Consider the following 26,541-nt stretch of genomic DNA (forward strand, 5'->3'; position numbering starts at 1 on the left):
CATGCCCCCGGGCGGGACCCGTTATTCCTGGTCAGCGGGACCCGCCCCGGCCGGGGTCAGCGGATGGTGCAGATGGTGGCGCCGGCGGTGATGACGGCACCGGGCTCGGCGCCGAGGTCAGCGATCACACCGGCCTTGTGGGCGTGCAGGGGCTGTTCCATCTTCATCGCCTCCAGGACCACCACCAGGTCGCCCTCGGCGACGGTGTCACCGTCGGCGACCGCGATCTTCACGATGGTGCCCTGCATCGGCGAGGTCAGCGCGTCGCCACCGGCACCCGCGCTTGCGCCGCCACGGGCGGCCGAACCGCGGGCGGCGCCACGGCGGGCGACCGGGCCGGGGGCCGGGCTGGTGCCCGTACCGGTGCCGAAGCCGGCGGGGAGGCTGACCTCGAGCCGCTTGCCGCCGACCTCGACGACGACGGTCTCGCGCGGTCCGGCCGCCTCGGCGGTCGGGGCGGCGGCGGTGAACGCCGGTACGGTGTTGTCGAACTCGGTCTCGATCCACCGCGTGTGTACGGCGAACGGCTCGGCGGTGAAGGCCGGGTCGCGGACCACCAGCCGGTGGAACGGCAGCGCGGTGGCCATCCCGTCGAGGGTCATCTCGTCCAGTGCCCGCCGGGCCCGCTCCAGCGCCTCGGGCCGGGTCTCCCCGGTGATGATCACCTTGGCCAGCAGCGAGTCGAAGTTCCCGCCGATGACGTCGCCGGCCGAGATGCCGGTGTCGACCCGTACGCCGGGGCCGGAGGGGAGCCGGAGTGCGGTGACCGTGCCGGGTGCGGGGAGGAAGCCCCGGCCGGGGTCCTCGCCGTTGATCCGGAACTCGATCGCGTGCCCGCGCGGCGTCGGGTCGTGGGCCAGCCGCAGCTTCTCGCCGTCCGCGATCCGGAACTGCTCGCGGACCAGGTCGATGCCGGCGGTCTCCTCGGTGACCGGGTGCTCCACCTGGAGCCGGGTGTTGACCTCCAGGAACGAGATGGTGCCGTCCACGCCGACGAGGTATTCGACCGTGCCGGCGCCGTGGTAGCCGGCCTCCCGGCAGATCGCCTTGGCGCTGGCGTGGATCTCGGCGCGCTGGGCGTCGGTCAGGAACGGCGCGGGCGCCTCCTCGACCAGCTTCTGGTGCCGGCGCTGCAACGAACAGTCGCGGGTGCCGACCACCACCACGTTGCCGTGCTGGTCGGCGAGGATCTGCGCCTCCACGTGCCGGGGGCGGTCGAGGTAACGCTCGACGAAACACTCGCCGCGTCCGAAGGCGGCGACCGCCTCCCGGGTGGCCGACTCGAACAGCGCCGGGATCTCCTCCAGGGTCCGGGCCACCTTGAGCCCGCGACCGCCGCCACCGAACGCCGCCTTGATCGCCACCGGCAGGCCGTACTCGGTGGCGAACGCGATCACCTCGTCCGGGCCCTCGACCGGGTCCGGGGTGCCGGGCACCAGGGGAGCGCCGGCCCGCTGCGCGATGTGCCGGGCGGTGACCTTGTCACCGAGGTCGCGGATCGCCTGCGGGGTCGGCCCGATCCAGGTCAGACCGGCGTCGATCACGGCGGTCGCGAAGTCCGCGTTCTCGGAGAGGAACCCGTAACCCGGATGTACGGCGTCCGCGCCGGAGCGCGCGGCCACGTCCAGCAGCTTGTCGATCCGCAGGTACGTCTCGGTGGCGGTGTCGCCGTCGAGGGCGTACGCCTCGTCGGCGAGGGTGGCGTGCAAGGCGTCCCGGTCCGAGTCGGCGTAGACCGCCACGCTGCCCAGCCCGGCGTCCCGGCAGGCGCGGACGACCCGGACGGCGATCTCGCCCCGGTTGGCGATGAGTACCTTGCGCACGCTCGTCCTCTCCTGGCCGTGGGCGGCCCCGCTCGTCCGGCGGGTGCCGGTCACCGCGTTCCTCGATGCGATCGACCCGCCGCCCGCGTACGGCCCGGCGTTTCCTCGTTGCCCCTGGTTCGTTGTTCCCGCATCCACCCCTGATGGTGGGTACTGCGGGGAGTTTATCGGCGCTTTTGATCAACTTCACCGGGCCGGCGTGTGTCCTGTGGCACTGGCCGGTCGGCCCCGCCGGTCGGGGCGGTGGCTACCGGAGCTTAGTCAAATTTGTTTATTACGCTTGTGCTGTGTCGAGTACCCGCATGATGATTCTCGGTCTGGTCCGCTGGATGCAGCCGGTGCACGGTTACGACGTGCGCCGCGAGCTGCTGAGCTGGAGCGCCGACGACTGGGCCAACGTACAGCCAGGTTCGATCTACCACGCGTTACGCAAGCTGACCGAGGAGGGACTGTTGCGCGAGGTGGCGACCGAGCAGGTCGGTGCCCGTCCCGCCCGGACCACGTACGAGGTGACGGAGAAGGGGGAGGACGAGTTCGAGACGCTGCTGCGGGACATGTGGTGGCGGTTGCAGACCCCGCCCGACCCGTTCGCGGCGGCCTTCTCGTTCCTGCCGGCCCTGCCTCGGGAGGAGGCGGCGGCGGCGCTGCGCAACCGGGCGCAGCTCCTGCGCGCGGCGCACGAGTCCATGCGCGCCTCCCTCGATTCCGACTGGGTACGCAAGTCCAAGCCGGTGCACGTGGGCTGGATGTTCGAGCTGTGGATGGCCCGCGCGGAGGCCGAGAGCGGCTGGTGCGAACGGATCGCGGAGCGGATCGACTCCGGAGTGTCGTACCTGCCTGATCAGCTGGCCGATGCCGAGGGTTGGGGCGCGATGCGGGCGCAGACGCAGGCACTGGCCGAGTCCCGGGGCGGGGAGCGTGCCGCACCCGACGGTACGGACCGTGAGACACCCGGCGACGAGTAGTACTCAAGACATAATTCGAGTAATAATCAACCTTGACTAGATAAGTTATATCGCGTTAGCCTCGGGCTGAGTGTTGGGGTGCGCGCCAGCGGCGTTGGTCCCCGGGGGACGGTGGTCGGCGGTCTGCCGGCCCGACCAACCAGGAGCTGAAAATGATCGAGACCAAGGGACTGCGGAAATCGTTCCGCTCCCGCCAGGGCCGACAAACCAAGACAGTGGAGGCGGTGCGCGGCGTCGACCTCCTGGTGCGCGAGGGGGAGATCTACGGCTTCCTCGGCCCGAACGGCGCGGGCAAGACCACCACCCTGCGCATGCTCGCCACCCTGATCGAGCCGGACGGGGGAGAGGCCGTGATCGCCGGCGCCGACCTGCGCGCCGACCCCGCCGAGGTGCGCCGCCGGATCGGCTACGTCGCCCAGGGCGGCAGCACCTGGGACGAGTCCACCGCCCGTGAGGAACTCGTCCTACAGGCCAGGATGTACGGCATCGGCAAGGCCGAGGCCCAACGGCGCGCGGTCGACGCCCTGGCCGCCTTCGAACTCACCGAGTACGCCGACCGCAAGTGCAAGACCTACTCCGGCGGACAGCGCCGGCGCGTCGACATCGCGCTCGGCATCATCCACGAGCCGAAGATCGTCTTCCTGGACGAGCCCACCACCGGCCTCGACCCGCAGAGCCGGGCCCACATGTGGGACGAGATCCGGCGGCTGCGCGCCGACGGCATGACCGTCTTCATCACCACCCACTACCTCGACGAGGCCGACGCGCTCTGCGACCGGATCGCGATCATGGACCACGGCGAGATCGTCGCCGAGGGCACGCCGGCCGAACTCAAGCGGGAGATCTCCGGCGAGATGGTGCAGGTCGGCATCGACGCGGCCGCCACCCCGAAGGCCGCCGAGGCCCTCGACACCCAGCCCTTCGTACTCAAGCTGGAAACCCTCGACGAGGGCGGGCTGCGCCTCTACGTCGACGACGGCGCCACGGCCATCCCGCAGATCCTGCGCGCACTCGACACCAGCGGCGTCCCGCTGCGCGCGATCGAACTGCACCGGCCCAGCCTCGACGACGTGTTCCTCACCAAGACCGGCCGCTCGCTGCGCGAGTCCTGAGCCCGCCCCCGCTACAGGAGACTGTGATGAAATTCGCCCGGGACACCTGGCTGATCTTCGAGCGGCAGATGCTGCTCCTCCTCCGTCAACCCATCTGGGTCTTCGTCGGCGTCTTCCAACCGGTGATGTACCTGCTCCTCTTCGCGCCGCTGCTCAAGCCCGCACTGAACGCACCGACCCAGGCGGACGCGTACCGCATCTTCGTACCCGGCCTGCTGGTGCTGCTGGCCATCTTCGGCGGGCTGTTCCAGGGCTTCGGCCTGATCGCCGAACTGCGCGCCGGGGTGATCGAGCGGTCCCGGGTCACCCCGATCAGCCGGCTCGCCCTGCTGCTCGGCCGATCACTGCGCGACGTCGTGTCGCTGATCGTCCAGGCGATCATCATCACCCTGCTGGCGCTCCTGTTCGGACTCACCGTCTTCATCGGTGACCTGCTGCTGGCGTATCTGATGCTCGCCCTGATCGCGCTGATGACCTCGGCCGTCTCGTACGGGATCGCGCTGCTGGTCAAGAGCGAGGACGCCCTCGCACCACTGATGAACACCATCGCCCAGCCGGTGCTGCTGCTCTCCGGCATCCTGCTCCCGCTCACCTTCGCCCCCGGCTGGCTCCAGGGCGTCGCCGACTGGAACCCGTTCTCCTGGGCGGTCGAGGGGACCCGGGCACTCTTCGCCGGTGACCTCGGCGACGACCGGGTGTGGCAGGGCCTGAGCATCGTGGCCGTACTGACCGCCGCGGCGGTCGCCTGGGCAGCCCGGGAGTTCGCGCGCAGCGTACGTTAATCCGTTTTTCCGAAGGTGTTTCACCTGGTCAAAGGGGCACGCTCCGAACGCTTGTAGCGTAAGGGGCGTGCCCCGCCTCCTCCATGACCGGATCACCTGGCTGACCTACGCCCAACTCGGCGTCTGGGGGTTCTTCCTCTACGGCTTCGGGCCGGTCGTCCCGCTGCTCCGCGACGAACAGGGCACCACCGCGGCCGTCGCCGGACTGCACAGCACCGCACTCGCCGTCGGAGCCCTGCTCGGCGGCTTCGTCTTCCCCTCGCTGTCGGCGAAGATCGGTCGGGGGCGGACAAACTGGCTCGGGCTCGCCGGGATCGTCGTCGCGGTTGTCGCGCTCTGCCTGTTCCACACCCTGCCGGCCACCCTCGCCGCCGCGACCATCGCCGCCACCTTCGGATTCATGCTGGTCAACGGCGTCAACACCATCCTCGCCGACCACCACGGACCCAACTCCCCGGCCGCGATCAGCGAGGCCAACGCCGTCTGCGCCGGCATGGGCATCATCGCCCCGATCGTCATCGGACTCACCGTCGGCGCCGGGCACGGCTGGCGACCCGCGATCGCCATCGAGGTCGGGCTGATCGCGCTGGTCGCCGCGACCGCGTTCGTCTTCCGGGTACGCCTACCGCGAGGCATCCCCGCTACCGCGGCTGCCGGCACCCGACCCGGCCGGCTGCCCCGCACCTACTGGATCGCCTGGCTGCTGCTCGGCGTCACCGGCTCGATCGAGGTCTGCCTCTCCCTCTGGGCCGCCGACGTGCTGCGCGGCCACGCCGGGATGTCGGCCGGAGCCGCCTCGGCGGCACTCGCCGCGATCGTCGCCGGCATGTGCCTGGGCAGGCTGGCCGGTGGCCGGATCGCGCTGCGGGTCGCCCCGGTGCCGTTCCTGCTCGCCGCCCTGGCCGTCTCGATGGTCGGGTTCGGCATCTTCTGGGCCGCGCCGATCGGCTGGCTGGCGGTCACCGGCCTGGTCGTGGTCGGGCTGGGCAACGCGATGCACTACCCGTTGGGCATCTCGATGGCGCTGGCCGCCGCCCCGGGACAGCGGGACCGGGCGGCGGCCTACTCGTCGTACTCGGTGGCGATCGGGTTCGGGGTCGCTCCGGTCGTACTGGGTCGGGTCGCCGACTCGGTCGGCCCGCACCCGGCCTTCCTGCTGCTGCCCCTGTTCATCGTGATCGCCGCGCTGCTCGCACTGCGCCTGGCCCGCGCGCTGCGCCTACCCCCGGCCCCCACCCCGCCCCTCGACGCCCGGATCGACGGCCCCACCGCCCCGGCTGTCGAAGCCGGGACCTGAGGGTCTACGGACGGGACCTGTCGTCGCCGTGAGCCGGTGGCGGGGGTGTGTTCAGCGGCGGCGGGCCAGGGTGAGGCCGTCGGCGATCGGCAGCATCACCACGTCGACCCGGACATCGGCCCGTACGTCGGCGTTGAACGCCACGATGGCCCGGTCGCCCGCGTCCTGCGGAGCGAGCACCCGGCCCCCGCGCAGTACGTTGTCCACCACGATCAGCCCACCCGGCCGCATCCGGGGCACCAACTCGTCCCAGTAGATCGGGTAGCTCGTCTTGTCCGCGTCGATGAAGGCCAGGTCCAGGTGCGGTTCGGTCGGCAGCAACCGCAGCCCCTCGGCCGCCGGCCCGATACGCAGGTCGATCCGGTCGTCCACCCCCGCCCGGGACCAGTACCGGCGGGCCACCGAGGTGAACTCGGCGGAGATGTCGAAGCAGGTCAGCCGACCGTCGGCGGGCAGCCCCCGGGCGATCGCCAGGGACGACATCCCGGTGAAGGTGCCGACCTCCACCGCCTGCCGCGCGTTCACCAACCGGGTGAGGAAGGTGAGCAGCGCCGCCTGTTCCGGGGCAACCTGCATCTGGGCATCGTCCGGCAGCGCGTCGATCGTCTCGTCGATCAACTCGCGGGCGATGTCGTCGGGCGGAGAACCGTGCGCGATGAGGTACGAGTGCAGTTCCTCGGTCAACGGCAGCGACTTCGTGGTCATGCCCAGACGCTAGACCAGTACCGGCGGGGTGCGGTAGAACCGCGCTCAGCCCGCTGGCGTCACCGCTGCCACAGGTCGGTGATCCGGACGTCGAGCTCGGCGAGCAGGTTACGCAGCAGGGGCAGGGAAAGCCCGACCACGGTGCCCGGATCACCCTCGACCCGCTCGACGAACGGGCCACCCAGTCCGTCGATCGTGAACGCGCCCGCCACCTGCAGCGGCTCACCGGTGGCCACGTACGCGGCGATCTCGTCGTCGGCGATGTCGGCGAAGTGCACCGTCGTGGAGGCGACCGCCTCGGCCCGGCGACCACCGGTCACGTCGATCAGACAGTGACCGCTGTGCAGGACACCGGAACGCCCCCGCATCTGCTTCCACCGGCGGATGGCCTCGTCGGCGTCGACGGGCTTGCCGAGGATCTCACCGTCGAAGGCCAGTACGGAGTCGCAACCGAGCACAAGTGTCGTCGGCTCGCTGGTAGGGCGTACCCGCTCGGTGATCGCCTCCGCCTTGAGCCGGGCCAGGTCGAGACAGAGCGTCTCCGCCAGGTCGGCGTTCGCCTTCGACTCGTCAACGCCGCTGACCAGCACCTCCGGCTCGATGCCGGCGGCCTGCAGGCTCTTGCGCCGGGCCGGACTGGCCGAGGCGAGCACGAAGCGGAGCTGATTCGTCGGGCGCATGAAGCCGTACGCTACCGTGCGCGGCTCCGCCGCCGGCTCAGACCGGGTCGCCGGGCGAGGCATTCCGCCCGGCGGTGCGCCGATGCGACCGTACGACCAGCAGCGCGATCAGGATGGCCAGCACCAGGAAGACGGCGAAGACGCTCAGCAGTGTTCCGGTGCTCATGCCCCTGGGAGCGTCGTCGGGCAGGGGCTCCGCGGCCGCCGTCGTGCTCGGGCTGGTCGTCGCGGTCGCGCTCGGCGTCGCACTGGCCGCCAACGGGGGTACGTCCGCCGTCAGCGCCGCCATCAGATCGAGTACGCCGTCCCCGTACTCGTCGTCGTGTCCCGGCGGCCCCTTGTCCACGCCAGTCGCCGTCAACCGGTGTACGACCTCCTCGGCCGAAAGATCCGGATACTTGCTCCGGATCAGAGCCGCCGCCCCCGCCACGATCGCAGTGGAGTCCGACGTCCCCGTACCCTTTCGGTATTTCCCATCCAGGCTGGTGCTATAAATATCGACGCCGGGGGCAAGGATTCCCATCTTGTTGCCCGTAACCGAGACTTCGGCTCGGTTTCCATCACGATCGCTCGCGCCAACCGCTAGAACGCCTTCGTAAGAGGCAGGGAAGCCAATTCCGTAGCTTTGGGGTATGTTGCCGGCGCCAGCAATAACGACGATGTCGGAGGCAATCGCTGCACGGATGGCGGCGGCTTCGCGGGGAGAGGTCCCTCCTCCAATAGAGATGCTTATTATCTGGACTTTCTTGGCCGTCGCCCATTCGATTCCCTTGGCGACGTTGTCGCTGTCGGGTTCGCCAGGATGGCGGACGTAACGGATCGGAATCACCTTTGCTTGCGGGGCGACCCCCAGAGCTCCGTTACCACCCGGCTTCCCATGCCCAGCGATCAAACCAGCCATTCCTGTTCCGTGGCTGTCGACGTCCTCCCGGCCATCGTCGGTGCCGCCTGGAAAGGTCTCCGTGCCGGGCAACAAGTTGTCGCGCAGGTCCGGGTGGGGGTCCGCGCCGGTGTCGATGACCGCGACCGTGACTCCGGCACCCTGGCTCAGCTTGTGGGCCTCGGCCACCTTCAGGTACCGGAGGTGCCACTGGTCGTCGCGGATTCGGTCGGCGTGGGCCGGGGCCGCGGGTAGGACCGCGATGGCCGTGGCGCAGAGTGCTGCCACGGCCCCGCGAACCGTACGCAAGGTCACCGATCAAATCCGATAGCTGGTCCGGGATCGATGCGGCCGACTTCCCGAGGAGCATGCATGACGGGTGCGACGCCCTCGTCGGTCTCCCACGGATTGTCGGGATCCCATTGCTGACCGCTCTCGTCGTCGCCGCGCCTGCCGGAGCGACTACCCGGCGGGACGATGGAGCGCTGGCCGCCATTGGCACCGATCGGCGCCGCGCCGCCCGGTCGCTGGCCCGCACCCCCCACGGGAGCCGTGCTGCCCTGGCCCCCGGCGCCGCCGATCATTCCGCCAACGGGATTGATCTGCCGGGCCGGCGACATGCCGGCTCCGGGCTGTCCCATTCCCGGCATGGTGCCGATCATCCCGCCGGGAGGCATCGCGCGGGGAACGGTCGGCACCCCGCCCATGCCCGGCTTGGTGAGTCCACCCGCGACAGGACTGGTGCCGCGAGGCCCGGGGTAGGTGTTGCCGATACCGCCAGGTGTTGGCGCCAACGGGGCTGGAAATCCCGGCCCGATACCGGGAGGGGACGGCGGAGTGGGCGTGATGACGGGCGGGGACACCGGGGGAGTCGGAGCGGTGGGAATGGTCGGAGTGACGCCCCCGAGTGTTGGCCCGTTGCCGCCGAGAATCGGTCCGACGGAGGGTGCCGTCGGCGCCGGCACCACGTGGTGAACCGGGGGACTCCCGCTCGGCATCCCCGAACCCGCCCCACCGGTTGGCACCGGTACCACCGGCGGAATGACAGGTGGTGAACCCCCGCCATACACATCAGGGTTCTGATCGGTATCGATTGCAGGTCGGCCCCGGTACGGAGGAGGCTGCTTCAGTTGGGCTTGGGCTTGGACGAGTTCGCCGCTGAGGCCGTACATGATGGAGCGGGCACGAGCGTTCAGGCGCTCGAGGTCTGCCTGGGTCACCGGCGGGGTGGGCGCCGGTCCGGGGGATGGCGACGGAGTTGGCGTCGGGGACGGCGAGGACGAGGCCGACGGAGGGTTCTGGGTGCGCTCGTACTCGAGTTTCGCCGCGAACTTGCGCTCGTACTCTTCGTGGATGGTCTTGAGTTCCCGGCGCGCGTCGCTGATCGCGCTGGTGGCGCCGGACAGGGCGGTACGGTTGGCGATCGCCGCCTCGTACGACTGCTCGACGCTCTGGATCAGGAAGTCCAGCCGTTCGACGTACGCCCGCGACGCCGCGCTCTTATCCGGCGGCCACGCCTGGATCAGTCCCTCGCGGTACGAGCGCAGTCGCGACAGGTGGGTGCCCGCGAGCTCATGGGTACGGCGCCAGCCCGCGACGCGTTGCCAGTGACCGTCGGTCTGCTGGTTCTCGAGCGTCGCCCACATGCCCCGTACGTCGAAGTTGAACCAGTTGGTGGCACCGGAGTAACCGCCACCCACGTCGGCGATGAGCATCAGGACACTCCCGAGTTGTCCGTGACCGGGGGCGGGGTGGTGCCCGGCTCCGGGAGGCGCGCGGCCGACGTCTTGTCCAGCGCGGACTCGACCTCCTTGACCCGGGCCAGCGCGAACGCGTCGGACTTGCCGTAGTTCTCGCTGACCTCCTTCGCCGCCTGGGCGAAGCCACCGGTCGCGTCCCGGTAGTGGAAGACGACGTTGGTGCTGTCCTGCTGGATCGCCCGGTGGGTTTCGAGGAAGTCGAACAGTTCGGTGAACTCCAGCGCCGGATCAGGAATCTTCGCGGTCACGTCCTCGCGGAGATAGTCCAGGTGCGGGGCGTAGTTCTGCCGGACCTCGGCGTCGAGGTTGGCGGCGAACTCTTCCATCTTGCTGATGTCGGCTTCGATGTCGCCGTAGTCCCGCAGCCAGGCCGGCGGGAGATCCTCCTCGGGAATCGCCATGTGTCCCCTCCCCAGGTGTCACGACGTGGTGCCCACCCGAGGCTAGTCGGCGAGGGCCGGTGTCAGCAGCCCCGTTCGGACGTTCAGCGGGGCAGTCCGGACAACCGCCAGGCATCGACACCCGGACGTGCGGGTAGGCCGGACGGGGACACCGTACCGGGTTGGGAAGCGCGTACCCAGGGTGATCTGGCGGTGCGGCGGGCCGGCGCGGCCGGTCGCGGCCGGAGCAGGAGGGCGCCGACCAGCGCGGCGAGTTCCTCCGCGGTGGGGGTGCCCCGCACCACGCGGAACGCCGGCTCCCGGTCGGGCACGGCACGAGGATCAGACACGGGACGAGTTTACGACGCCGGGCAGCGTGGTCGTAGTCAAGGCAACGACCTCGGCCGTAGGTTGCACCGGGCGACCGAGGTACGTCTCACATGCTCGGGTACGTCTCACATGCGCGTGCCGCTGGTGTGAGGAAGCTCCGCTCCGGGTACCGTCCACGGGATGTCCGAGGCGCCCCCCCAATTGATCGCTGACCGGTACCGGCTCGTGGAGCCGCTCGGTCAGGGCGGCATGGGCCGTGTCTGGCGTGCCCGCGACGAGGTGCTGCACCGCGATGTGGCCATCAAGGAGTTGGTTCCGCCGCCGGGACTGACCACCGATGAGCGGCGCGAGATGCGCGAGCGGTCGCTGCGTGAGGCTCGCGCGATCGCCCGGCTGAACAACATCAACGTGGTCCGCGTCTTCGACGTGCTGCGTACGGACGCCGATCCGTGGATCGTGATGGAGTACGTCCGGTCCCGTTCTCTGCAGGACGCGCTCGCCGCCGACGGGCCGGTGTCGCCGGGGCGGGCGGCCGAGATCGGTCTCGGTGTCCTGGGTGCGTTGAAGGCGGCGCACAAGGCCGGGGTCATGCACCGGGACATCAAGCCGGGCAACGTGCTGCTCGGCGAGGACGGCCGGGTGGTTCTGACCGACTTCGGGCTGGCCACGGTGCCGGGTGACCCGAACGTGACCCGTACCGGGTTGGTGCTGGGGTCGCCCGCGTACATCGCGCCGGAGCGGGCCCAGGACGGCACCGCCGGTCCGGAGGCGGATCTCTGGTCGCTGGGCGCGACGCTGTACGCGGCGGTCGAGGGGCAGTCGCCGTACGCCCGCTCGTCGGCGATCGCGACGCTGGCCGCACTGGCGACCGAGCCGCCGCCACCGGCGAAGCGGGCCGGGCCCCTGAAGGCGGTACTCAACGGGTTGCTGCGCAAGGATCCGGCGCAGCGGATCACCGCCGACGTGGCGGAGCGGTTGTTGCGGCGCGCGGCGGACAAACGGCCGCGCGGGGCGATCTCACTGCTCGACGGGGTACGCCGGCCGAGCCCGTACGGTCCGCGCGAGGCGCGTACCCGGGTGGTGCCGCTGCCGGCGCAGCGTCAGCCGGCCAGACCCGCCGAGCCGGCGGAGTCGTCGTCGTCCTCCATCGCCGACTTCATCGGTACGGCCGGATCCGGTCCCGCCGTTCCGGTCGTGCCCGCCGCCGCGGCAGCGGCGGAAACCGCCGTTCCCGAAAGGTCCGCCGAGGACCAGCCGGACGTCGACGGTACGCCGACCGCCGCCGAACCAACCGTCGTCGCGTCGAGCCCGGACGAGCACGCCGATTCGCCCGCGTCCCCCGTCGACAAGCCCGGATCCACCGCAGACAAGACGGCGAAGGTGGATGCTCCCGCCACGTCCCCGTCATCGGCCGATTCGCCGACGGCCGTTGCCGCCGTACCGGTTCCCGACCGTACGCCGGACCGGGACGAACCCGCACTGGTCGCCGCCGCGCCCACCGAGGTTGTCGGCGGTGTGTCGCGCGGTAGCACGTTCGGCCCGTTCAAGCCGCGTCCCGAGTCCGGCGACAAGGGTTCGTTCCTCAACAAGCAGCGGATGTGGCTGGTCGGTGGGCTGGTCGCGGTTCTGCTGATCGCGCTCGTGGTCGTCATTCCGCTGGCCACCCGCGACTCGGACGACGGCCGGAACGCGGCCCGGACGGGCGGGGAGCCGAGTCCGTCGGCGTCCGCCTCGGCCCCCGCTGCCACGACCGCGCCGGCCGTTCCGCCACCCGCCGCCGCTCCGACAACCGAGCCGGCCGCCCCGCCCTCGTCGCCGGCGGCGATGGTCCGGGGCGAGGGTCCGCTGCCGACGGGCTGGATCTGGCACAAGGACCCGACCGGGTTCACCGTGCCGGTGCCGGCCGGTTGGCGGGTGCAGCGCAACCGGACCTCGGTCGAGTTCATCGAGCCCAACGGTGCCCGGATGCTCATGATCGACCAGACGAGCACCCCGCAGCCGGACGCGGTGGCGGACTGGACCCGTCAGGAGGAGGCGCGCACCCGCGCCGGCCGGTACCGCAACTACAAGCGGGTTGTCATCAAGAAGATCGACTACTTCCTCGAAGCCGCGGACTGGGAGTGGACCTACACCTCCAGCAACGGCAACCCGCTGCACGTGGTCAACCGGGGTTTTGTCACCGGTCCCAAGCACGGGTACGCGATCTACTGGTCGACGCCGGCCGCAGCCTGGCAGGACAACCTGGACGAACTGCAGCTCATCTCGGACGGATTCCTACCCGCGCCGAACTGATCCGCATGACCTTCCCTCCGTCGGGGTACTGATGCCCCAACGACGGAAGGAGGTACGACATGAGTTTCCGACAACGTACGACGAAGCCGAGCGTGGCGCTCTGGATGCTGGTCGCCGTCGGCGACCTCGCGCTGATCCTGGCGAGTTTCGGGATGGTCGCGCTGATCGCACTCGCGAGCGTCGTGACCATGGCCGTCGGGGTGGCTGGCGCCTGGCGGCTGCTGCGGCCGACGGTGCCGGCCAGGGAAGTTGCGCGGGCCCCGATGACTGCCCGACGGAGGGCTTGAGAACTCCGCCGGGTGCTACCCGCCCCGGACCAGCTTCAACGTGGTGTTCGGAGCGTCAACGACAGCCGGACCGGTGATCCCGCCCAGACGGGATGACCGATCCGGCTGTTGCTGTCTGCCGTTCCGTACGACTCGGGTCAGCCGACCCGCTCGATGACCGCCCGCCGGATCAGGAACTTGCCCGGCTCCCGGACCTGCTCGAACGCCGCGTTGTTGAGCAGTACGCAACTGCCCGACGGGCTGGTCACCCGGACCGTGGTGCTCTTGTTGTTGTCCAGGTTCGTGACCTTGAGCTGGGTGCCGATCGGGAACGTACCGCTGGACGCGCCGGGTGCCGCGTCCTCGTTGAAGAGCGTCACCGTCGAGCCCTTGCAGACGACCTCACCGGCGCCGGTACCGCCGCCACCAGCGGGGTCGTCACCGCCGACCGGAGCGGCCGGCGGGTTCGCGGGGTTCGCCGGGGCGGGCGGGTTGGCAGGGTTCGCCGGGGCGGGCGGGTTCGCCGGAGCAGGCGGTGCCGGGCGATCCGCGTTCACCTGACGGGTGCACCCCGCGGTGACGCGGCGCTGCTGGATGAGGTCGACGACCGCCTGCCGGTTGGCGATCCGGGCCTCCGACAGGGCATCCGGGTTGGCCCGCTGGTCGGCCATGAAGTTCAGGTTGTTCCGTAGCGCGGTGTCCAGACCGTTGCAGTTCTCGCCCGCGTTGCTCATTCCCGTACCGACCGCCAGGGCGGTGCCGAGCAGGGCCGTCGCGGCCACACCGATGAGCAGCTTCCGCGCCCGGCCGGTCGTCCTGCTTGTCCTGTACATGCACCGCTCCCTTGATCACCTGCTGCCCGGTTGCAGCATCTTTGGGTACGGGTACGGGAGGCGAGCGGATCAGATCGTTTGCCTTAAATGTTCATCAAGTGCCGGTCGGCCCGGCTTGCGCTGCCGCACCTGCGCTGCTGTCCGACGACAGGACCGGGTCTCAGCGCAGCAGTGAGGCCGGATCGAGGTCGAGCCGGAACGGCTCGGTGATCTGCAGGATTTCGCCGCTTTTCGCCACCGAGTGCTCGACGTAGTGCTCTCCGTCGAGGCGGAAGAGTCGTAGCGTCAACGTCGAATTGTCCTGCTCGACGAGCAGGTACCACGGGATCCGGGCGATCGCGTACAGCTGCATCTTGACCACCCGGTCCGCACCGGCGCTGCCGGGCGACACGATTTCACAGACGAGCGCCGCGTCGGCCGCCTCGAAGACCGTGACATCGATGTCGGAGGCCAGGACGGTCAGATCGGGGATGGCGAGCCGGTCTGCTCGTAAGCGCAGGTTGATCGCTTCGAGCACCTCAAGACCCGCGACGTCCGCCGCCGGTACCAGCGCGGTCGCCAGCCGGAACGAGATCGACTGGTGGCGGCCAGTCGGTGCTGGCGTCATGATCAGGCCCCCGTCGAGGAGTTCGATCCGGTAGGACGTCTCGCCGAGGGCGAGGTATTCAGCCTCGCTCCACGGGCCCACGTGACGGTCGAGGGCAGCGGCCGTCATCTCGGCTCACCTCCCGCTCCGGACACCATGTACCGAGTGTTCCACAGGGAGACCTTCGACGTGGCATACGCGCCCATCGGGTCTGTAGGCTCCCCGGCTGTGTCGATCGACGGCTTTACCGACGTCTGGAACCGGCTGTTCGACGCCCAACCGGATCCACCGCCACTACTCGTATTGCTCACCGGGCTGGCCGCGCTCGCCGTGGTGCTGACCCGGTTGCCGTGGCGGATCGGCCGCAACGCCATCACGATCGCCCACGAGGGCGGGCACGCCCTGGCCGCGCTGCTCACCGGGCGTCGCCTGCACGGCATCAGGCTGCACTCGGACACCTCCGGTCTGACCCTGTCGGCCGGGCGGCCGTCCGGGCCGGGCATGGCGTTCACGCTGCTCGCCGGTTACGTTGCCCCGTCGCTGATCGGGCTGGCCGGGGCCTGGCTGCTCGGTGGCAACCGGATCACCCTGCTGCTCTGGATAGCGGTGGTGCTGCTGCTCGCCATGCTCGTCATGATCCGCAACGCCTTCGGTGTCGTGTCGATCGTGGTCACTACCGCGGTGGTCTTCGGCGTCTCCTGGTTCGCCGGGCCCCAGGTGCAGGCGGTGTTCGCGTACACCGGGGTGTGGTTCCTGCTGATCGGCGGGATCAGGCCGGTCGGCGAGCTGCAGACCCTGCGGCGGCGCGGCCGGATGCCGGCCTCCGACGCCGACCAGCTCGCCGGGGTCACCTTCCTCCCTGTCATCTTCTGGGTCGGCCTGTTCGGCCTGGTCAACCTGCTGGCGCTCGGCATCGGCACGAGCCTGCTGGCCGGCGCCCACCTGGCCAACCTCGACCTGCCCTTCTGACCCGGGCGCCACCGACCCGGCAACGGACCGCCGAGCCGGTCGGCAGATCCCGCCCGACCGGTCCGCAGCGGGCCAACCGAGCCTGGCCCGGCGGGCAGGAGCAGAATGAACCCGTGCGGTATGTGATCATCGGCGCCGGTGCGGTCGGCGGGACCATCGGCGTACGGCTGGCCCAGGCCGGCCACGACGTGACCCTGGTGGCCCGCGGCGCCCAACTGGACGCGCTCCGCTCCCGGGGGCTGACCCTGGCCACCCCGGAGGGCGAGCAGACCGTCACCCTGCCCGCGGTCGCCGGCCCGACCGAACTGGTGCTGACGCCGGAGACCGCGCTGGTGCTCACGGTCAAGTCCCAGGACACCCAGACCGCGCTCGGCGAGTGGGCCGGGGCCCCGGTCACCGGTGGCGGTACGGCCGCCGACCGGTTGCCGCTGCTGACCGCCCAGAACGGGGTGGCCAACGAGCGGGCGGCGCTGCGCCGGTTCGAGCGGGTCTACCCGGTCTGCCTCTGGCTGCCCGCCACCTTCCTGGAGCCGGGAGTGATCGCCGCCGAGGGGCATCCGCACCCAGGCATGCTCCAGCTCGGCGGTTACCCGACCGGCGCGGACCACACCGTCCGGCAGATCGCCGACGACCTGTCCAAGAGCGGGTTCGTCACCCGGGTCCGGGACGACGTGATGCGCTGGAAGTACGGCAAACTGCTGGCAAACCTCGGCAACGGGCTGGACGCCCTCTTTGGCCGTAGCCCCGACCCGGAACTGGTCGACCGGCTGCGTGCCGAGGGGGTCGACGCCCTGGCCGCCGCCGGAATCGCGCACACGTCCCGGGCGGAGGAGGCGGCCGACCGGGCGGACAACGTGAAGGCCCACCCGGTGGCCGGACGGGAGCGGGCCGGCAGCTCGACCTGGCAGAGCCTGGCCCGGGGCACCGGCTCGACCGAGACCGACTACCTCAACGGCGAGATCGTGCTGCTGGGCCGCCTGCACGGGGTGCCGACCCCGGTGAACGCGGCCGTCCAGCGAGCCGTCCGACGGGCGGTACGGGAACGGATCCCGGCCGGCGGCTTCCCGCACGCCGAACTGTTGCCGTAGGCCGGGTACGGGGAGCACTCCGACCCGGCAGCCGGCACCGACGGCGCCGGACCGGCGGGAAAGTACGTGCCGGGCGGCAACCGACCACCCGCCCGTACGCGTATGACCTCCGACGCCCAGGGGAGGTAGCTGGTGCCCGACGTCGGCGGATTCGACGAGTTCTACCGGGGGAGCCGGCAACGGTTGCTCGGCTACGTGTACCTGCTGACCGGTGACCTGTCGGAGGCACAGGACGCGGTCCAGGAGGCGTACATCCGGGCCTGGCAGCGCTGGTCGACGGTGAGCGGGTACGAGGACCCGGAATCGTGGGTACGGGTGGTCGCCGCCCGGGTCGCGGTCAGCCGGTGGCGGACCATCCGCAGCCGGGCACGGGCGTACCTGCGTCACGGTGCGGTGGAGTCCGTGACGCCGGGACCCGGCACCGACACCGTCGACGTGGTGGCGGCGCTGCGTCGCCTGCCCGAGGAGCAGCGGACCGCGCTGGCCCTCTACTACCTGCTCGGCCTTCCGGTGGCCGAGGTGGCACGGGAGACCGGCGCGCCGGTCGGCACCGTCAAGGCCCGCCTGTCCCGGGGACGGGTGGCGCTGGCCGGACTGCTGGCCGTTGTTGAACTGGAGGAGGCCGCTGATGCCTGAGCCGTGGGTCGAGCGGGTGCCGGAACCGGACCCGGCAGCGGACGCGACGACGGAGCCGGTGTCGGACCGGAAGTCGGGAGTGGATCCGGCGGAGCCGCTGGTGGACCTGTCGGCGGAGCCGAGGCGTGACGTGCTGCCGGAGTCGTTGGCGGCGCTGATGTCGGAGCCGCCACCGGATCCGTACCCGGATCCGGTGCTGCCCGACCTGTTGGACGACCGGGCCCGGCTGCTCGCCGAGCGACTCGCCACCGACCTGGCCGGGGTGAGCTGGCCCGCGCCGGAACAGATCCGGGCCGTCGGTCGCAGGCGGTCCCGGCGTACGGCGGTTGGGGTGCCGGCCGCCGTGGTGCTGGTCTTCGCCGCGGTCTGGGGACTCACCGGCGGACTGCCCGGAGCCGGTATCGGACCCCAGTCCGTCACCGGACAGCCCGGTGCGGACACGGTGGGCCCGGCGACGGCACCCCTGCCACCGGACGGGCCGGCACCGTTGCGGTCGGCGGGCGGGGTGACGAGCCACGACCCGGCCTGGATCCCGTCCGTCGCCCTGCTCCAGCCGGCCGACGTCGGACTCAACTTCCGGATCAGCGACGACCGCGGCGGCGCGCCCGGTACGTCACCGGACTGGCCGTTCCGCCTCGCCCAGAGCTGCCCGGCCTACTCCGGCCTGCACCTGACCGGCTACCAGAACTACCGGTACAGCCGTGGGCACCGTGTCGGCGGGGACACCGAGGACGGCCGTTGGCAGTCACTCAACCAACAGGTCACCCGGTACGCCGACGGCGGCGCCGCCCGAATCGTGGTGGACGACGTCCGGCGGGTGGTCGAGGCGTGCCGGACCTACGACGCCCCGCCGACGGTCTCGACGGGGTACGTCACCCCGACTCCGCCGGCCACCCCGACCGGTTCGGCCTCCCCGGGTGAACCCGGCCCTCCGGTCGCGTCGGTCGCGCCGTCCGGTCCCGCTGGTTCGACGGGTCCCGGTGGCCCGAGAGATCCAGGTGGCACACGCGACCCCGGTACGCGGGGCGCCGACTCCGGCGCGGGGCGGACCGATCCGGGTGCCACGGGTGGGACCAGGCATGCCTGGCGGGTGCTCGGCGACGGGTTCGCCGGCAACCAGTCGCTGATGATCCGGCAGGAGGTGACCGCGCCGACGAGTCCCGTGGGTACGGGACCCGGCAGCGGCACGGTCACCCTCTACGCGGTGGTACGGGTCGGCGACCTGGTTGCCGTGCTCGAGTCGTACGACTACGACGACGCACGGATGCGCCAACTCGCCGACCGGGCCGCCGCCTGGCTCTGCCCGTTCGCCAACCCGGGCTGCTGACCGCCGACCCGCCCTGCTGACCGGCCGAGTCCCCGCGTCGGCACCCGGCCGCCGGTCGGCAGCGGGCTACAGCGGGATGTTGCCGTGCTTCTTCGGCGGCAGCGTCTCCCGCTTGGTACGCAGCACCCGCAGCGCCCGGACGATCTGGGTACGGGTCTCGGCCGGCGCGATCACCGAGTCGATGTACCCGCGTTCGGCGGCGACGTACGGGTTGGCCAGGGTTTCCTCGTACTCGGCGACCTTCTCGGCGCGTACCGAGGCCGGATCCTCGGCGGCGCCCAGTTCGGCGCGGTAGAGGATGTTCACCGCGCCCTGGGCGCCCATCACCGCGATCTGCGCGGTCGGCCAGGCGAAGTTGAGGTCGGCGCCGAGGTGCTTGGAGCCCATCACGTCGTACGCGCCGCCGTAGGCCTTGCGGGTGATGACGGTGACCTTCGGGACGGTCGCCTCGGCGTACGCGTAGATGAGTTTCGCGCCCCGGCGGATGATGCCGTCCCACTCCTGGCCGGTGCCGGGAAGGAATCCGGGTACGTCCACAAAGGTCAGTACGGGGATGTTGAACGCGTCGCAGGTGCGGACGAAGCGGGCGGCCTTCTCGGCGGCGGCGATGTCCAGGGTGCCGGCGAAGTGCATCGGCTGGTTCGCCACCACACCGACCGGGCGTCCCTCGACCCGGCCGAAGCCGACCACGATGTTCTGCGCGAAGAGCGGGTGCACCTCGAGGAACTCCCCGTCGTCGAGCACGTGCTCGATCACCCGGTGGATGTCGTACGGCTGGTTCGCCGAGTCCGGGATCAGGGTGTCCAGCTCCCGGTCGGCGTCGGTGATCTCCAGGTCGGCGTCGGTGTGGTACACCGGCGGCTCGTCGAGGTTGTTCGCCGGCAGGTACGACAGCAGCGCCTTGACGTAGTCGATCGCGTCTTCCTCGTCGGTGGCGAGGTAGTGCGAGTTACCGCTGCGGGTGTTGTGCGTACGCGCCCCGCCGAGTTCCTCCATGCCGACGTCCTCGCCGGTCACCGTCTTGATCACGTCGGGGCCGGTGATGAACATGTGCGAGGTCTGGTCGACCATCACGGTGAAGTCGGTGACCGCGGGGGAGTAGACGGCGCCGCCCGCGCACGGTCCCATTACCAGCGAGATCTGCGGGATCACGCCGGAGGCGCGGACGTTGCGGAAGAAGATCTCCCCGTAGAGGCCGAGGCTGACCACGCCCTCCTGGATCCGGGCGCCGCCCGAGTCGTTGATCCCCACCACCGGGCAGCCGATCTTCATCGCCAGGTCCATCACCTTGACGATCTTCTGGCCGAAGACCTCGCCCAGGGAGCCGCCGAAGACGGTGAAGTCCTGGGCGAAGACGCAGACCTGCCGGCCGTCGACGGTGCCGTACCCGGTGACCACGCCGTCGCCGTACGGGCGGGTGCGTTCCAGCCCGAAGTTGGTGGACCGGTGCCGGGCCAGCTCGTCGAGTTCGACGAACGAACCGGGGTCGAGTAGCAGCTCGATCCGCTCACGGGCGGTCTTCTTGCCGCGCGCGTGCTGCTTCTCCACGGCACGGGCGGATCCGGCGTGTACCGCCTCGTCCACCCGCCGTTGCAGGTCCGCCAGCTTGCCGGCGGTGCTGTGGGTGTTGCTCTCGACCTCGCTGCTCGCGCTCACGTTCGGGTCTGCCTTTCCTCGCGACTGCGGCGCCAGCCTCGCTCCTCGCGCGCACGGTGCCCGTGCCCGCCCGGCGCTGCTCTTCACGTACGCCCAGCTCTGGATCGTAACGATGCGCCTGCCGCCTCGCGCCGACCGCCGGGGTGGGCTTGGCCTCACTCACCCGGGGGCGGCCGTAGGCTGGGCTGATGCCGGGCTCCCCGTACACCGATCTTGACCGTCCCCCGCTCGACGCCCGCGGGCTGCGGCGGGCGCTGATCACCCCGGACAGCTTTTGGACCCGGTTGGACCTGCGGGCCGAGACCGGTTCCACCAACGCCGACGCGGTCGCCGCCGCGACCTCGGGGGAGCCGGAGGGGCTGGCGGTGGTCGCGGAGGTGCAGACCGCCGGGCGGGGGCGCCGGGGACGGAGCTGGCAGTCGCCGCCCCGGGCCGGAATCGCGACCAGCGTCCTGCTCCGGCCGGGCGTGCCGGTCGCGGACCGTGGTTGGCCGGGGGTCACCCCGGCGGCGTACGGATGGCTCCCGCTGCTCGCCGGGGTGGCCCTGGTCGAGGCGGTGACCCGGATCGGGGAGCTGCCCGACGAGCTGGCGGTCGGCCTGAAGTGGCCGAACGACCTGCTGCTCGGGACGGCGAAGGGTGCCGGGATCCTGGCCGAGTCGGTGCCGGGGGCGACGGTGGGCGAGCCGCCGGCGGTGGTGGTCGGGATCGGGCTGAACGTGACCCTGCGCGCCGACGAGTTGCCGACCAACCCGACGGGCCTGGTGGCCACCTCGTTGCGGCTGGCCGGGGCGGCGGTGGTGGACCGCGATCCGTTGCTCCGGGCGCTGCTGCGCGGCCTGGCCGACTGGTACGGGCGCTGGCGCTCGGCCGGTGGCGACGCCGAGGCGTCCGGCCTGCGGGACGCCTACCTGCGGCACAGCGCCACGGTCGGCCAGCGGGTACGGGTCCTGCTGCCGGCCGGGGACGAGTTGGTCGGCTCGGCGGGCACGGTCGATCCGGAGGGCCGGTTGGTGGTTCTGGCAGCCGACGGTGAGCATCGGGTGGCGGCCGGTGACGTGCTGCACCTGCGCTGATCACCGGGGCCCGAGTCGGACAACCGGGGCGGAACCGCCGGCGGATCACATCGGGGGAGTGTCGACGATCAGGTGACGCGCCCGGTAACCCGGAGCCGTTACGGTCAGCGCGAACACCGACGTATCCCAGGAGGTTCTGCGTGGCTTTCCCCGAAGATGTGCTCACCGCGGACGAGCACGTCGTGCTGCACCTGCACCCGCACTGGAAGGCCCTGATCCGGCCGGTACTGGTGCTGGTGCTCGCCATCGCCGCGGTGATCGCCGGGGCCGTCCTGCTGCCCGACGGCAACGGCGGCACGATCGGCTTGTACGTGATCGCGGCGATCGGCCTGGTACTCGTGCTCTGGCTCAGCCTCTGGCCGTTCCTGGTCTGGCGGGCCACCCACTACCTGTTCACCAACGAGCGGGTCGTCCTGCAACAGGGTGTCTTCCACCTGGACCGGCGGGACATCCCGCTCGGCCGGGTGAACGACCACACGATGAACCAGCACTTCATCGAGCGCCTGCTCGGCTGCGGCACGCTGACCATCGAGTCCGCCGGCGAGCGCGGGCAGACCGTACTCACCGACATTCCGCAGGTCAGCCACGTGCAGACCCGGCTCTACGAGCTGGTCGAGGCGGACCACGACAAGCACTCGCTCGGCGAGGGCGAGCTGCGTGAGGTGCTCGCCGACGTCAGCGAGGGCAAGCCGCTGCGCGAGAAGCCCTGACCGGGTTCGCGCGGTTACGGACGGATCGTCGGCACCGGGTGTCACACCCCGGTGTCGTCACCGTCGCCGGACGGGATCACGGTCGGCTCGCGTAGGACGAACCAGCCGCGGAACCTGGTCCGGAGCACCTCCTGTTCCGGCTGGTCGTCAGCGTCCAGCCGGACCATGGTGGCGTTCAGGGTGACCGTGCCGAGTCCGGGTCGGGCGGTGGAGTGCCTGCGGTCGATCACGTCGAGCCGGACGGCGAGCCGGTCACCGGCCCGGACCGGGGCGAGCCAGCGCAGCTCCTCCAGCCCGGGGGAGGCGTCGGCGGCGGTACGGGACAGTACGTGGTCGACGTACGCGCGCATGAACAGGCTCACCGTGAAGAAGCCGCTGGCGATCCTCGTCCCGTAGTGACTCTCCCGGGCGAGTTCGGCGTCGACGTGGTACCACTGCGGGTCGAAGCGCTCCGCGAAGGCCAGCATCTCGGCCTCGTCGACGTCGGTCACCCCGAGGTCGAAGGTCCGGCCGGGGGTGAGGTCCTCGAAGAAGAGGTCGGCCGGGGCTCCCGTACCGGATAGCACCGGCGGGCCGGTCCGGGCGGTGCTGCTGCCGGTCACCGTGGCCGGGTCGCTCAACGGGCGGTGGCGGGACGGGTCGCTCAATGGGCGGCGGGACGGGGAGCGGCTGCGGCCCGCAGTTCGTCGGCGAACTCGGCCGCCAGGTCGTCCTTGACCGCGAGGAGGTCCTCCTCGACCACCGGAGGCCTGCCGTTGGTGTGGCCGTCCGACGCCCGGTGGGACGACTCCTCCAGCTCGGTCACCGCCTCGGCCAGTTCGGCCACCGGGTCGAGTTCGAGCAGCCCGTCCGCGCTGTGGTCGTGTCCGCCGTCGGGGGTTGCCACCGGCTGGAAGACGAAGGTCCGGTACGACCAGAAGCGGAACACCGTTGCCACGGCCACCCCGACGACCTTGGCGATGTTCAGCGCGAGCAGCCCGTGGATGCCCAGGCCGTACTTTGCCGCCGCCACCGCACCGAGTTCGATGGCTAGCCCGGTGGTGTTGAACAGGAAGAACAGGAGGTATTCGCGGCGCATCGCCGACTTCGGGCGATCCCGGTACGTCCAGTACCGGTTCATCAGGTATGAGCTGGTAGCGGCGATAACGGTGGCGATGACCGTTGCCTTGAGCTGCCCGTTCACGAAGATCGTCAGCACCAGCGCGTTGAACACCGCGAAGTTGACGACGGTGTTCACCCCGCCCACGATGCCGAACTTCGCGGCCTCGCGGGCGAACTTCTGCCAACGGTCGGGGAGCAGCCGGACAAGACGCATTTGGTCACCTTAGGGCAGGACAACTCCGACCGGCAGCGGCCGGCGCGCAGGTGGGCGCCAGGTCACGCTACTTGTCACTCTTGGTAATTACGTCCGGAGCATCCTGTGCTGCCGGACCAACAAAGACAAACCGCCGATAAGACCAGAACCGGAACAGAGTGCCCAATGCGGCACCGACCAGGTTCGCGGCGATGTTGTCGGCGAGCAGCGACTTGAAAACGCCGGGCCAGATGCTGCCCAGGCCGTAGTGGCTGATCCCCAGGCAGGCCAGGGCGATGCCCAGACCGACCGTGTTGAAGAAGAAGTAGAGCCCGTATTCGCGAGCCATGCCGGTGCGTTCGCGGTGCCGCCAGGTCCAGAACCGGTTCCCGACGAAGGCGATCGACGCGGCGACGACGGTGGAGACCGTCTTCGCGCTCAGCGTCTCCATGTCCCAGGCCTGCCGGGCGACGTTGAACACCGCCAGGTCCACGGCGAACGCGACCCCACCCACCAGACCGAATTTGCCCAACTCGCGGACGAGATGGCCGAACCGGTTGAGGAGGGTGCGGAAAAGGCCCTGCCGGGTGCCCGGGGAAGAGGGCTGGTCGCCGGTTACGGTCGCTGACACATGTCGAGCCTACCGGCTCCGGGGTCGCCCTGACTCCCGGCTACCGCGAGTCGTCGCCGGGCGCGCCGGACGAGCCGAAACCGCTGCACCGCAACGGGTCCACTGTTACCGGACGGTGACAACGGGACAGGTGCGACGTGGTGGTACGGCTGGGAGGCCAACCGCCTCGGCCGGGTGCGGTTCTCGCGCCCCCCGCGAATCGTCGCGGCGGCGCATCCGGTGGTACATCCGGCGGCACATCCGGTCGCCGCGCGCCGGGAGCGCTCGCAAAGATTTGCGTGAAACTGCGCGTGGGAGCGGGAGATTGCTCGCCTTACCGCAAAACCACCGTATCTTGTGCAGTTCTTCACAACCGGTCCCGCTGCCCCGATCGGTTATTCGGTTTAGGCTGGTGGAAATCCCAGGCTTTTACACCGGCGAGCATCTCCAGCCCGTCGGGTGTTGCTTCACCCCTCATATCGGTCAGCGTCGACCACAAGGAGATTCGTCATGTCTGCTCCGGCAACCATCCGGGGGCTCGATCAAGCTCCTACGTCCCACTCGAAGCTGCTCGCCTGGGTCAAGGAAGTCGCCGAGCTGACCCAACCCGAACGCGTGGTCTGGGTGGACGGCTCCGAGGCCGAGTGGCAACGGCTCACCGAAGAGTTGGTGCAGGCAGGCACGCTGGTCCGGCTCAATGCGGAGCGCAAACCAAACTCCTTCTGGGCGCGTACGGACCCCTCCGATGTGGCGCGGGTCGAAGACCGTACCTACATCTGTTCGGTCGACGAGGACGATGCCGGTCCCACCAACAACTGGATGGCACCGGCCGAGATGAAACGGCTGATGACGGACCTCTACCGCGGTTCAATGCGGGGACGGACGATGTACGTCATCCCGTTCTGCATGGGCCCGCTGGAGGCGGAAGACCCCATGTACGGCGTGGAAATCACCGACAGCGCGTACGTGGTCGCGTCGATGCGCATCATGACCCGGATGGGTTCGACGGTGCTGGAGGCGATGGGCAAGAACGCCAACTTCGTGCCCGCCCTGCACTCGCTCGGTGCCCCGCTGGCCCCGGGTCAGCAGGACTCGATCTGGCCGTGCAACGAGACCAAGTACATCTCACACTTCCCGGAGTCCCGCGAGATCTGGTCGTACGGGTCCGGGTACGGCGGTAACTCGTTGCTGGGCAAGAAGTGCTACTCGCTGCGGATCGCCAGTGTGATGGCCCGGGACGAGGGTTGGCTGGCCGAGCACATGCTGATCATGAAGGTCACCTCGCCGGAGGGGAAGGTGCACTACATCGCCGGCGCCTTCCCGTCCGCCTGCGGAAAGACCAACCTCGCCATGCTGGAGCCGACCATTCCGGGCTGGAAGGTCGAGACCATCGGTGACGACATCGCCTGGATGCGGTTCGGCGAGGACGGCCGCCTGTACGCGGTCAACCCCGAGTTCGGTCTGTTCGGGGTGGCGCCGGGCACCGACTGGAAGACCAACCCGAACGCCATGCGCACGCTCGACCGCGGCAACTCCATCTTCACCAACGTGGGGCGTACCGACGACGGTGACGTCTGGTGGGAGGGGATGGGTGAGCCGCCGGCGCACCTCATCGACTGGAAGGGCAAGGACTGGACGCCGGACAACGGCGAACTGAGCTCGCACCCGAACTCGCGGTTCTGCACCCCGCTGGCCCAGTGCCCGATCGTGGCGGACGAGTTCAACGACCCGAACGGGGTGCCGATCGACGCGATCCTCTTCGGCGGCCGGCGCAAGGACACGATTCCGCTGATCACCGAGGCGCGGGACTGGGTCCATGGTGTCTACATGGGAGCGACGCTCTCCTCGGAGACCACGGCCGCCGCCGCCGGCCAGGTGGGTGTGGTGCGCCGCGACCCGATGGCGATGCTGCCGTTCATCGGCTACAACGCGGGTGACTACTTCGGACACTGGATCGAGATGGGCAAGGGCACCGACGGCGACGCCGCCAAGCTGCCGAAGGTGTACTACGTCAACTGGTTCCGCAAGGACCAGGACGGCAACTTCCTCTGGCCCGGGTTCGGCGAGAACTCGCGGGTGATCAAGTGGGTCGTCGAGCGGATCGAGGGCCGGGGTGCCGCCGTCGAGACGCCGATCGGGATGGTGCCGGCGCAGGACGCGCTCGACGTCGAGGGGCTGGGGCTCACCCCGGAGGATGTCCGGATCGCGCTGAAGGTCGACGTTGACGAATGGCGCGACGAGCTGCCCATGATCAACGAGTGGTTCGAGAAGTTCGGGGGCAAGCTGCCGGGCGTGCTCTGGGCCGAACTGGACGCGCTCCGGGCCCGCCTGGACGCCGAGCAGCCCGCCTGAGCGGAGGAAAGGACACGCCGGCCGAGGCGGGACAAGCTATCCGTCTCGGCCGGAACCGGGCATCATCAGCAGCATGACAACGGCCGCCGGGACCCACGCCCGGCGGCCGTCCCGCTTCCCGCCCGCCACCGC

General features: G+C 70.4%; 26 protein-coding genes. 13 read left to right on the plus strand and 13 right to left on the minus strand.

Going from position 1 to position 26,541, the window contains the following annotated elements; genetic code table 11:
• Positions 1-56: 56 nt before the first annotated feature.
• Positions 57-1,823 (minus strand): acetyl/propionyl/methylcrotonyl-CoA carboxylase subunit alpha, encoded by a 1,767-nt coding sequence (locus ACWEFB_RS25930; RefSeq protein ID WP_452289420.1) that lies wholly within the window; start codon positions 1,821-1,823, stop codon positions 57-59.
• Between the two features lie 287 nt (positions 1,824-2,110).
• On the opposite strand from ACWEFB_RS25930, the gene ACWEFB_RS25935 reads away from it, so the two are divergent.
• From ACWEFB_RS25935 to ACWEFB_RS25950, 4 genes are all read left to right on the plus strand, one after another.
• Positions 2,111-2,788 carry a PadR family transcriptional regulator gene (locus ACWEFB_RS25935; protein WP_326562562.1) on the plus strand — a complete coding sequence of 226 codons (678 nt, stop codon included), beginning with the start codon at positions 2,111-2,113 and terminating at the stop codon, positions 2,786-2,788.
• Between the two features lie 152 nt (positions 2,789-2,940).
• Positions 2,941-3,900 (plus strand): ATP-binding cassette domain-containing protein, encoded by a 960-nt coding sequence (locus ACWEFB_RS25940; protein WP_326562563.1) that lies wholly within the window; start codon positions 2,941-2,943, stop codon positions 3,898-3,900.
• A gap of 26 nt (positions 3,901-3,926) precedes the next feature.
• Complete coding sequence (locus ACWEFB_RS25945) at positions 3,927-4,682, plus strand: ABC transporter permease (RefSeq protein ID WP_326562564.1); 756 nt, start codon at positions 3,927-3,929, stop codon at positions 4,680-4,682.
• Positions 4,683-4,749: 67 nt separating this feature from the next.
• Positions 4,750-5,979 carry an MFS transporter gene (locus tag ACWEFB_RS25950; RefSeq protein WP_452289423.1) on the plus strand — a complete coding sequence of 410 codons (1,230 nt, stop codon included), beginning with the start codon at positions 4,750-4,752 and terminating at the stop codon, positions 5,977-5,979.
• 51 nt (positions 5,980-6,030) lie between these two features.
• On the opposite strand, the gene ACWEFB_RS25955 is transcribed toward ACWEFB_RS25950, so the two are convergent.
• From ACWEFB_RS25955 to ACWEFB_RS25980, 6 genes are all read right to left on the minus strand, one after another.
• Entirely contained in the window at positions 6,031-6,684 is a 654-nt protein-coding gene (locus tag ACWEFB_RS25955; RefSeq protein ID WP_452289425.1) for an O-methyltransferase, read from the minus strand.
• A gap of 59 nt (positions 6,685-6,743) precedes the next feature.
• Positions 6,744-7,364, minus strand: coding sequence for a Maf family protein (locus tag ACWEFB_RS25960; RefSeq protein ID WP_452289427.1), 621 nt, complete (start codon positions 7,362-7,364; stop codon positions 6,744-6,746).
• Between the two features lie 37 nt (positions 7,365-7,401).
• Entirely contained in the window at positions 7,402-8,559 is a 1,158-nt protein-coding gene (gene mycP / locus ACWEFB_RS25965) for a type VII secretion-associated serine protease mycosin (RefSeq protein WP_452289429.1), read from the minus strand.
• Positions 8,556-9,959 (minus strand): hypothetical protein, encoded by a 1,404-nt coding sequence (locus ACWEFB_RS25970; protein ID WP_452289431.1) that lies wholly within the window; start codon positions 9,957-9,959, stop codon positions 8,556-8,558. Before ACWEFB_RS25970 ends, mycP begins: the two co-directional genes overlap by 4 nt.
• Positions 9,959-10,405, minus strand: coding sequence for a hypothetical protein (locus ACWEFB_RS25975; RefSeq protein WP_452289433.1), 447 nt, complete (start codon positions 10,403-10,405; stop codon positions 9,959-9,961). Before ACWEFB_RS25975 ends, ACWEFB_RS25970 begins: the two co-directional genes overlap by 1 nt.
• Before the next feature lie 83 nt (positions 10,406-10,488).
• The gene (locus ACWEFB_RS25980) at positions 10,489-10,716 is read right to left on the minus strand and encodes an acyl-CoA carboxylase epsilon subunit (RefSeq protein ID WP_452289504.1); all 228 of its coding nucleotides are present in this window, start codon (positions 10,714-10,716) and stop codon (positions 10,489-10,491) included.
• Between the two features lie 178 nt (positions 10,717-10,894).
• Between ACWEFB_RS25980 and ACWEFB_RS25985 the strand changes: the two genes are divergently transcribed.
• Both ACWEFB_RS25985 and ACWEFB_RS25990 read left to right on the plus strand, forming a co-directional pair.
• Positions 10,895-13,006: a protein kinase domain-containing protein gene (locus ACWEFB_RS25985; protein ID WP_452289435.1), complete on the plus strand. Its 2,112-nt coding sequence runs from the start codon at positions 10,895-10,897 to the stop codon at positions 13,004-13,006.
• A gap of 59 nt (positions 13,007-13,065) precedes the next feature.
• Positions 13,066-13,293 (plus strand): hypothetical protein, encoded by a 228-nt coding sequence (locus ACWEFB_RS25990; protein ID WP_452289437.1) that lies wholly within the window; start codon positions 13,066-13,068, stop codon positions 13,291-13,293.
• A gap of 137 nt (positions 13,294-13,430) precedes the next feature.
• On the opposite strand, the gene ACWEFB_RS25995 is transcribed toward ACWEFB_RS25990, so the two are convergent.
• Both ACWEFB_RS25995 and ACWEFB_RS26000 read right to left on the minus strand, forming a co-directional pair.
• On the minus strand, positions 13,431-14,105 hold the full coding sequence (locus ACWEFB_RS25995) for a hypothetical protein (protein WP_452289439.1): 675 nt from the start codon (positions 14,103-14,105) through the stop codon (positions 13,431-13,433).
• Positions 14,106-14,265: 160 nt separating this feature from the next.
• A complete protein-coding gene (locus tag ACWEFB_RS26000) occupies positions 14,266-14,820 on the minus strand; it encodes a Uma2 family endonuclease (RefSeq protein ID WP_452289441.1) in 555 nt (184 codons plus the stop codon).
• A 99-nt stretch (positions 14,821-14,919) separates the two neighbouring features.
• Between ACWEFB_RS26000 and ACWEFB_RS26005 the strand changes: the two genes are divergently transcribed.
• The 4 genes from ACWEFB_RS26005 to ACWEFB_RS26020 all read left to right on the plus strand — a co-directional run bounded on the left by ACWEFB_RS26005 (position 14,920) and on the right by ACWEFB_RS26020 (position 18,711).
• Positions 14,920-15,660 carry a M50 family metallopeptidase gene (locus ACWEFB_RS26005; protein WP_452289443.1) on the plus strand — a complete coding sequence of 247 codons (741 nt, stop codon included), beginning with the start codon at positions 14,920-14,922 and terminating at the stop codon, positions 15,658-15,660.
• A 113-nt stretch (positions 15,661-15,773) separates the two neighbouring features.
• Positions 15,774-16,748 (plus strand): ketopantoate reductase family protein, encoded by a 975-nt coding sequence (locus ACWEFB_RS26010; protein ID WP_452289445.1) that lies wholly within the window; start codon positions 15,774-15,776, stop codon positions 16,746-16,748.
• Between the two features lie 132 nt (positions 16,749-16,880).
• Positions 16,881-17,384 carry a sigma factor-like helix-turn-helix DNA-binding protein gene (locus ACWEFB_RS26015; RefSeq protein WP_326562577.1) on the plus strand — a complete coding sequence of 168 codons (504 nt, stop codon included), beginning with the start codon at positions 16,881-16,883 and terminating at the stop codon, positions 17,382-17,384.
• Positions 17,377-18,711 (plus strand): hypothetical protein, encoded by a 1,335-nt coding sequence (locus tag ACWEFB_RS26020; protein ID WP_452289447.1) that lies wholly within the window; start codon positions 17,377-17,379, stop codon positions 18,709-18,711. Before ACWEFB_RS26015 ends, ACWEFB_RS26020 begins: the two co-directional genes overlap by 8 nt.
• 66 nt (positions 18,712-18,777) lie before the next feature.
• On the opposite strand, the gene ACWEFB_RS26025 is transcribed toward ACWEFB_RS26020, so the two are convergent.
• Positions 18,778-20,367, minus strand: a complete 1,590-nt coding sequence (locus ACWEFB_RS26025; RefSeq protein ID WP_452289449.1) for an acyl-CoA carboxylase subunit beta — start codon at positions 20,365-20,367, stop codon at positions 18,778-18,780.
• 188 nt (positions 20,368-20,555) lie between these two features.
• Between ACWEFB_RS26025 and ACWEFB_RS26030 the strand changes: the two genes are divergently transcribed.
• Both ACWEFB_RS26030 and ACWEFB_RS26035 read left to right on the plus strand, forming a co-directional pair.
• On the plus strand, positions 20,556-21,443 hold the full coding sequence (locus ACWEFB_RS26030) for a biotin--[acetyl-CoA-carboxylase] ligase (protein WP_452289451.1): 888 nt from the start codon (positions 20,556-20,558) through the stop codon (positions 21,441-21,443).
• A 140-nt stretch (positions 21,444-21,583) separates the two neighbouring features.
• Complete coding sequence (locus tag ACWEFB_RS26035) at positions 21,584-22,153, plus strand: PH domain-containing protein (protein WP_326562581.1); 570 nt, start codon at positions 21,584-21,586, stop codon at positions 22,151-22,153.
• 41 nt (positions 22,154-22,194) lie between these two features.
• On the opposite strand, the gene ACWEFB_RS26040 is transcribed toward ACWEFB_RS26035, so the two are convergent.
• The 3 genes from ACWEFB_RS26040 to ACWEFB_RS26050 form a co-directional block, all read right to left on the minus strand.
• The gene (locus tag ACWEFB_RS26040; RefSeq protein WP_452289453.1) at positions 22,195-22,800 is read right to left on the minus strand and encodes a MaoC/PaaZ C-terminal domain-containing protein; all 606 of its coding nucleotides are present in this window, start codon (positions 22,798-22,800) and stop codon (positions 22,195-22,197) included.
• Positions 22,797-23,468 (minus strand): GtrA family protein, encoded by a 672-nt coding sequence (locus ACWEFB_RS26045; RefSeq protein ID WP_326562583.1) that lies wholly within the window; start codon positions 23,466-23,468, stop codon positions 22,797-22,799. The genes ACWEFB_RS26040 and ACWEFB_RS26045 overlap by 4 nt, the downstream gene beginning before the upstream one ends.
• Positions 23,469-23,535: 67 nt before the next feature.
• A complete protein-coding gene (locus tag ACWEFB_RS26050) occupies positions 23,536-24,078 on the minus strand; it encodes a GtrA family protein (RefSeq protein ID WP_452289456.1) in 543 nt (180 codons plus the stop codon).
• Between the two features lie 489 nt (positions 24,079-24,567).
• Between ACWEFB_RS26050 and ACWEFB_RS26055 the strand changes: the two genes are divergently transcribed.
• Positions 24,568-26,409, plus strand: coding sequence for a phosphoenolpyruvate carboxykinase (GTP) (locus ACWEFB_RS26055; protein ID WP_452289458.1), 1,842 nt, complete (start codon positions 24,568-24,570; stop codon positions 26,407-26,409).
• The last annotated feature ends 132 nt before the right edge of the window (positions 26,410-26,541 follow it).

This window comes from Micromonospora sp. NPDC004704 (assembly GCF_053601675.1).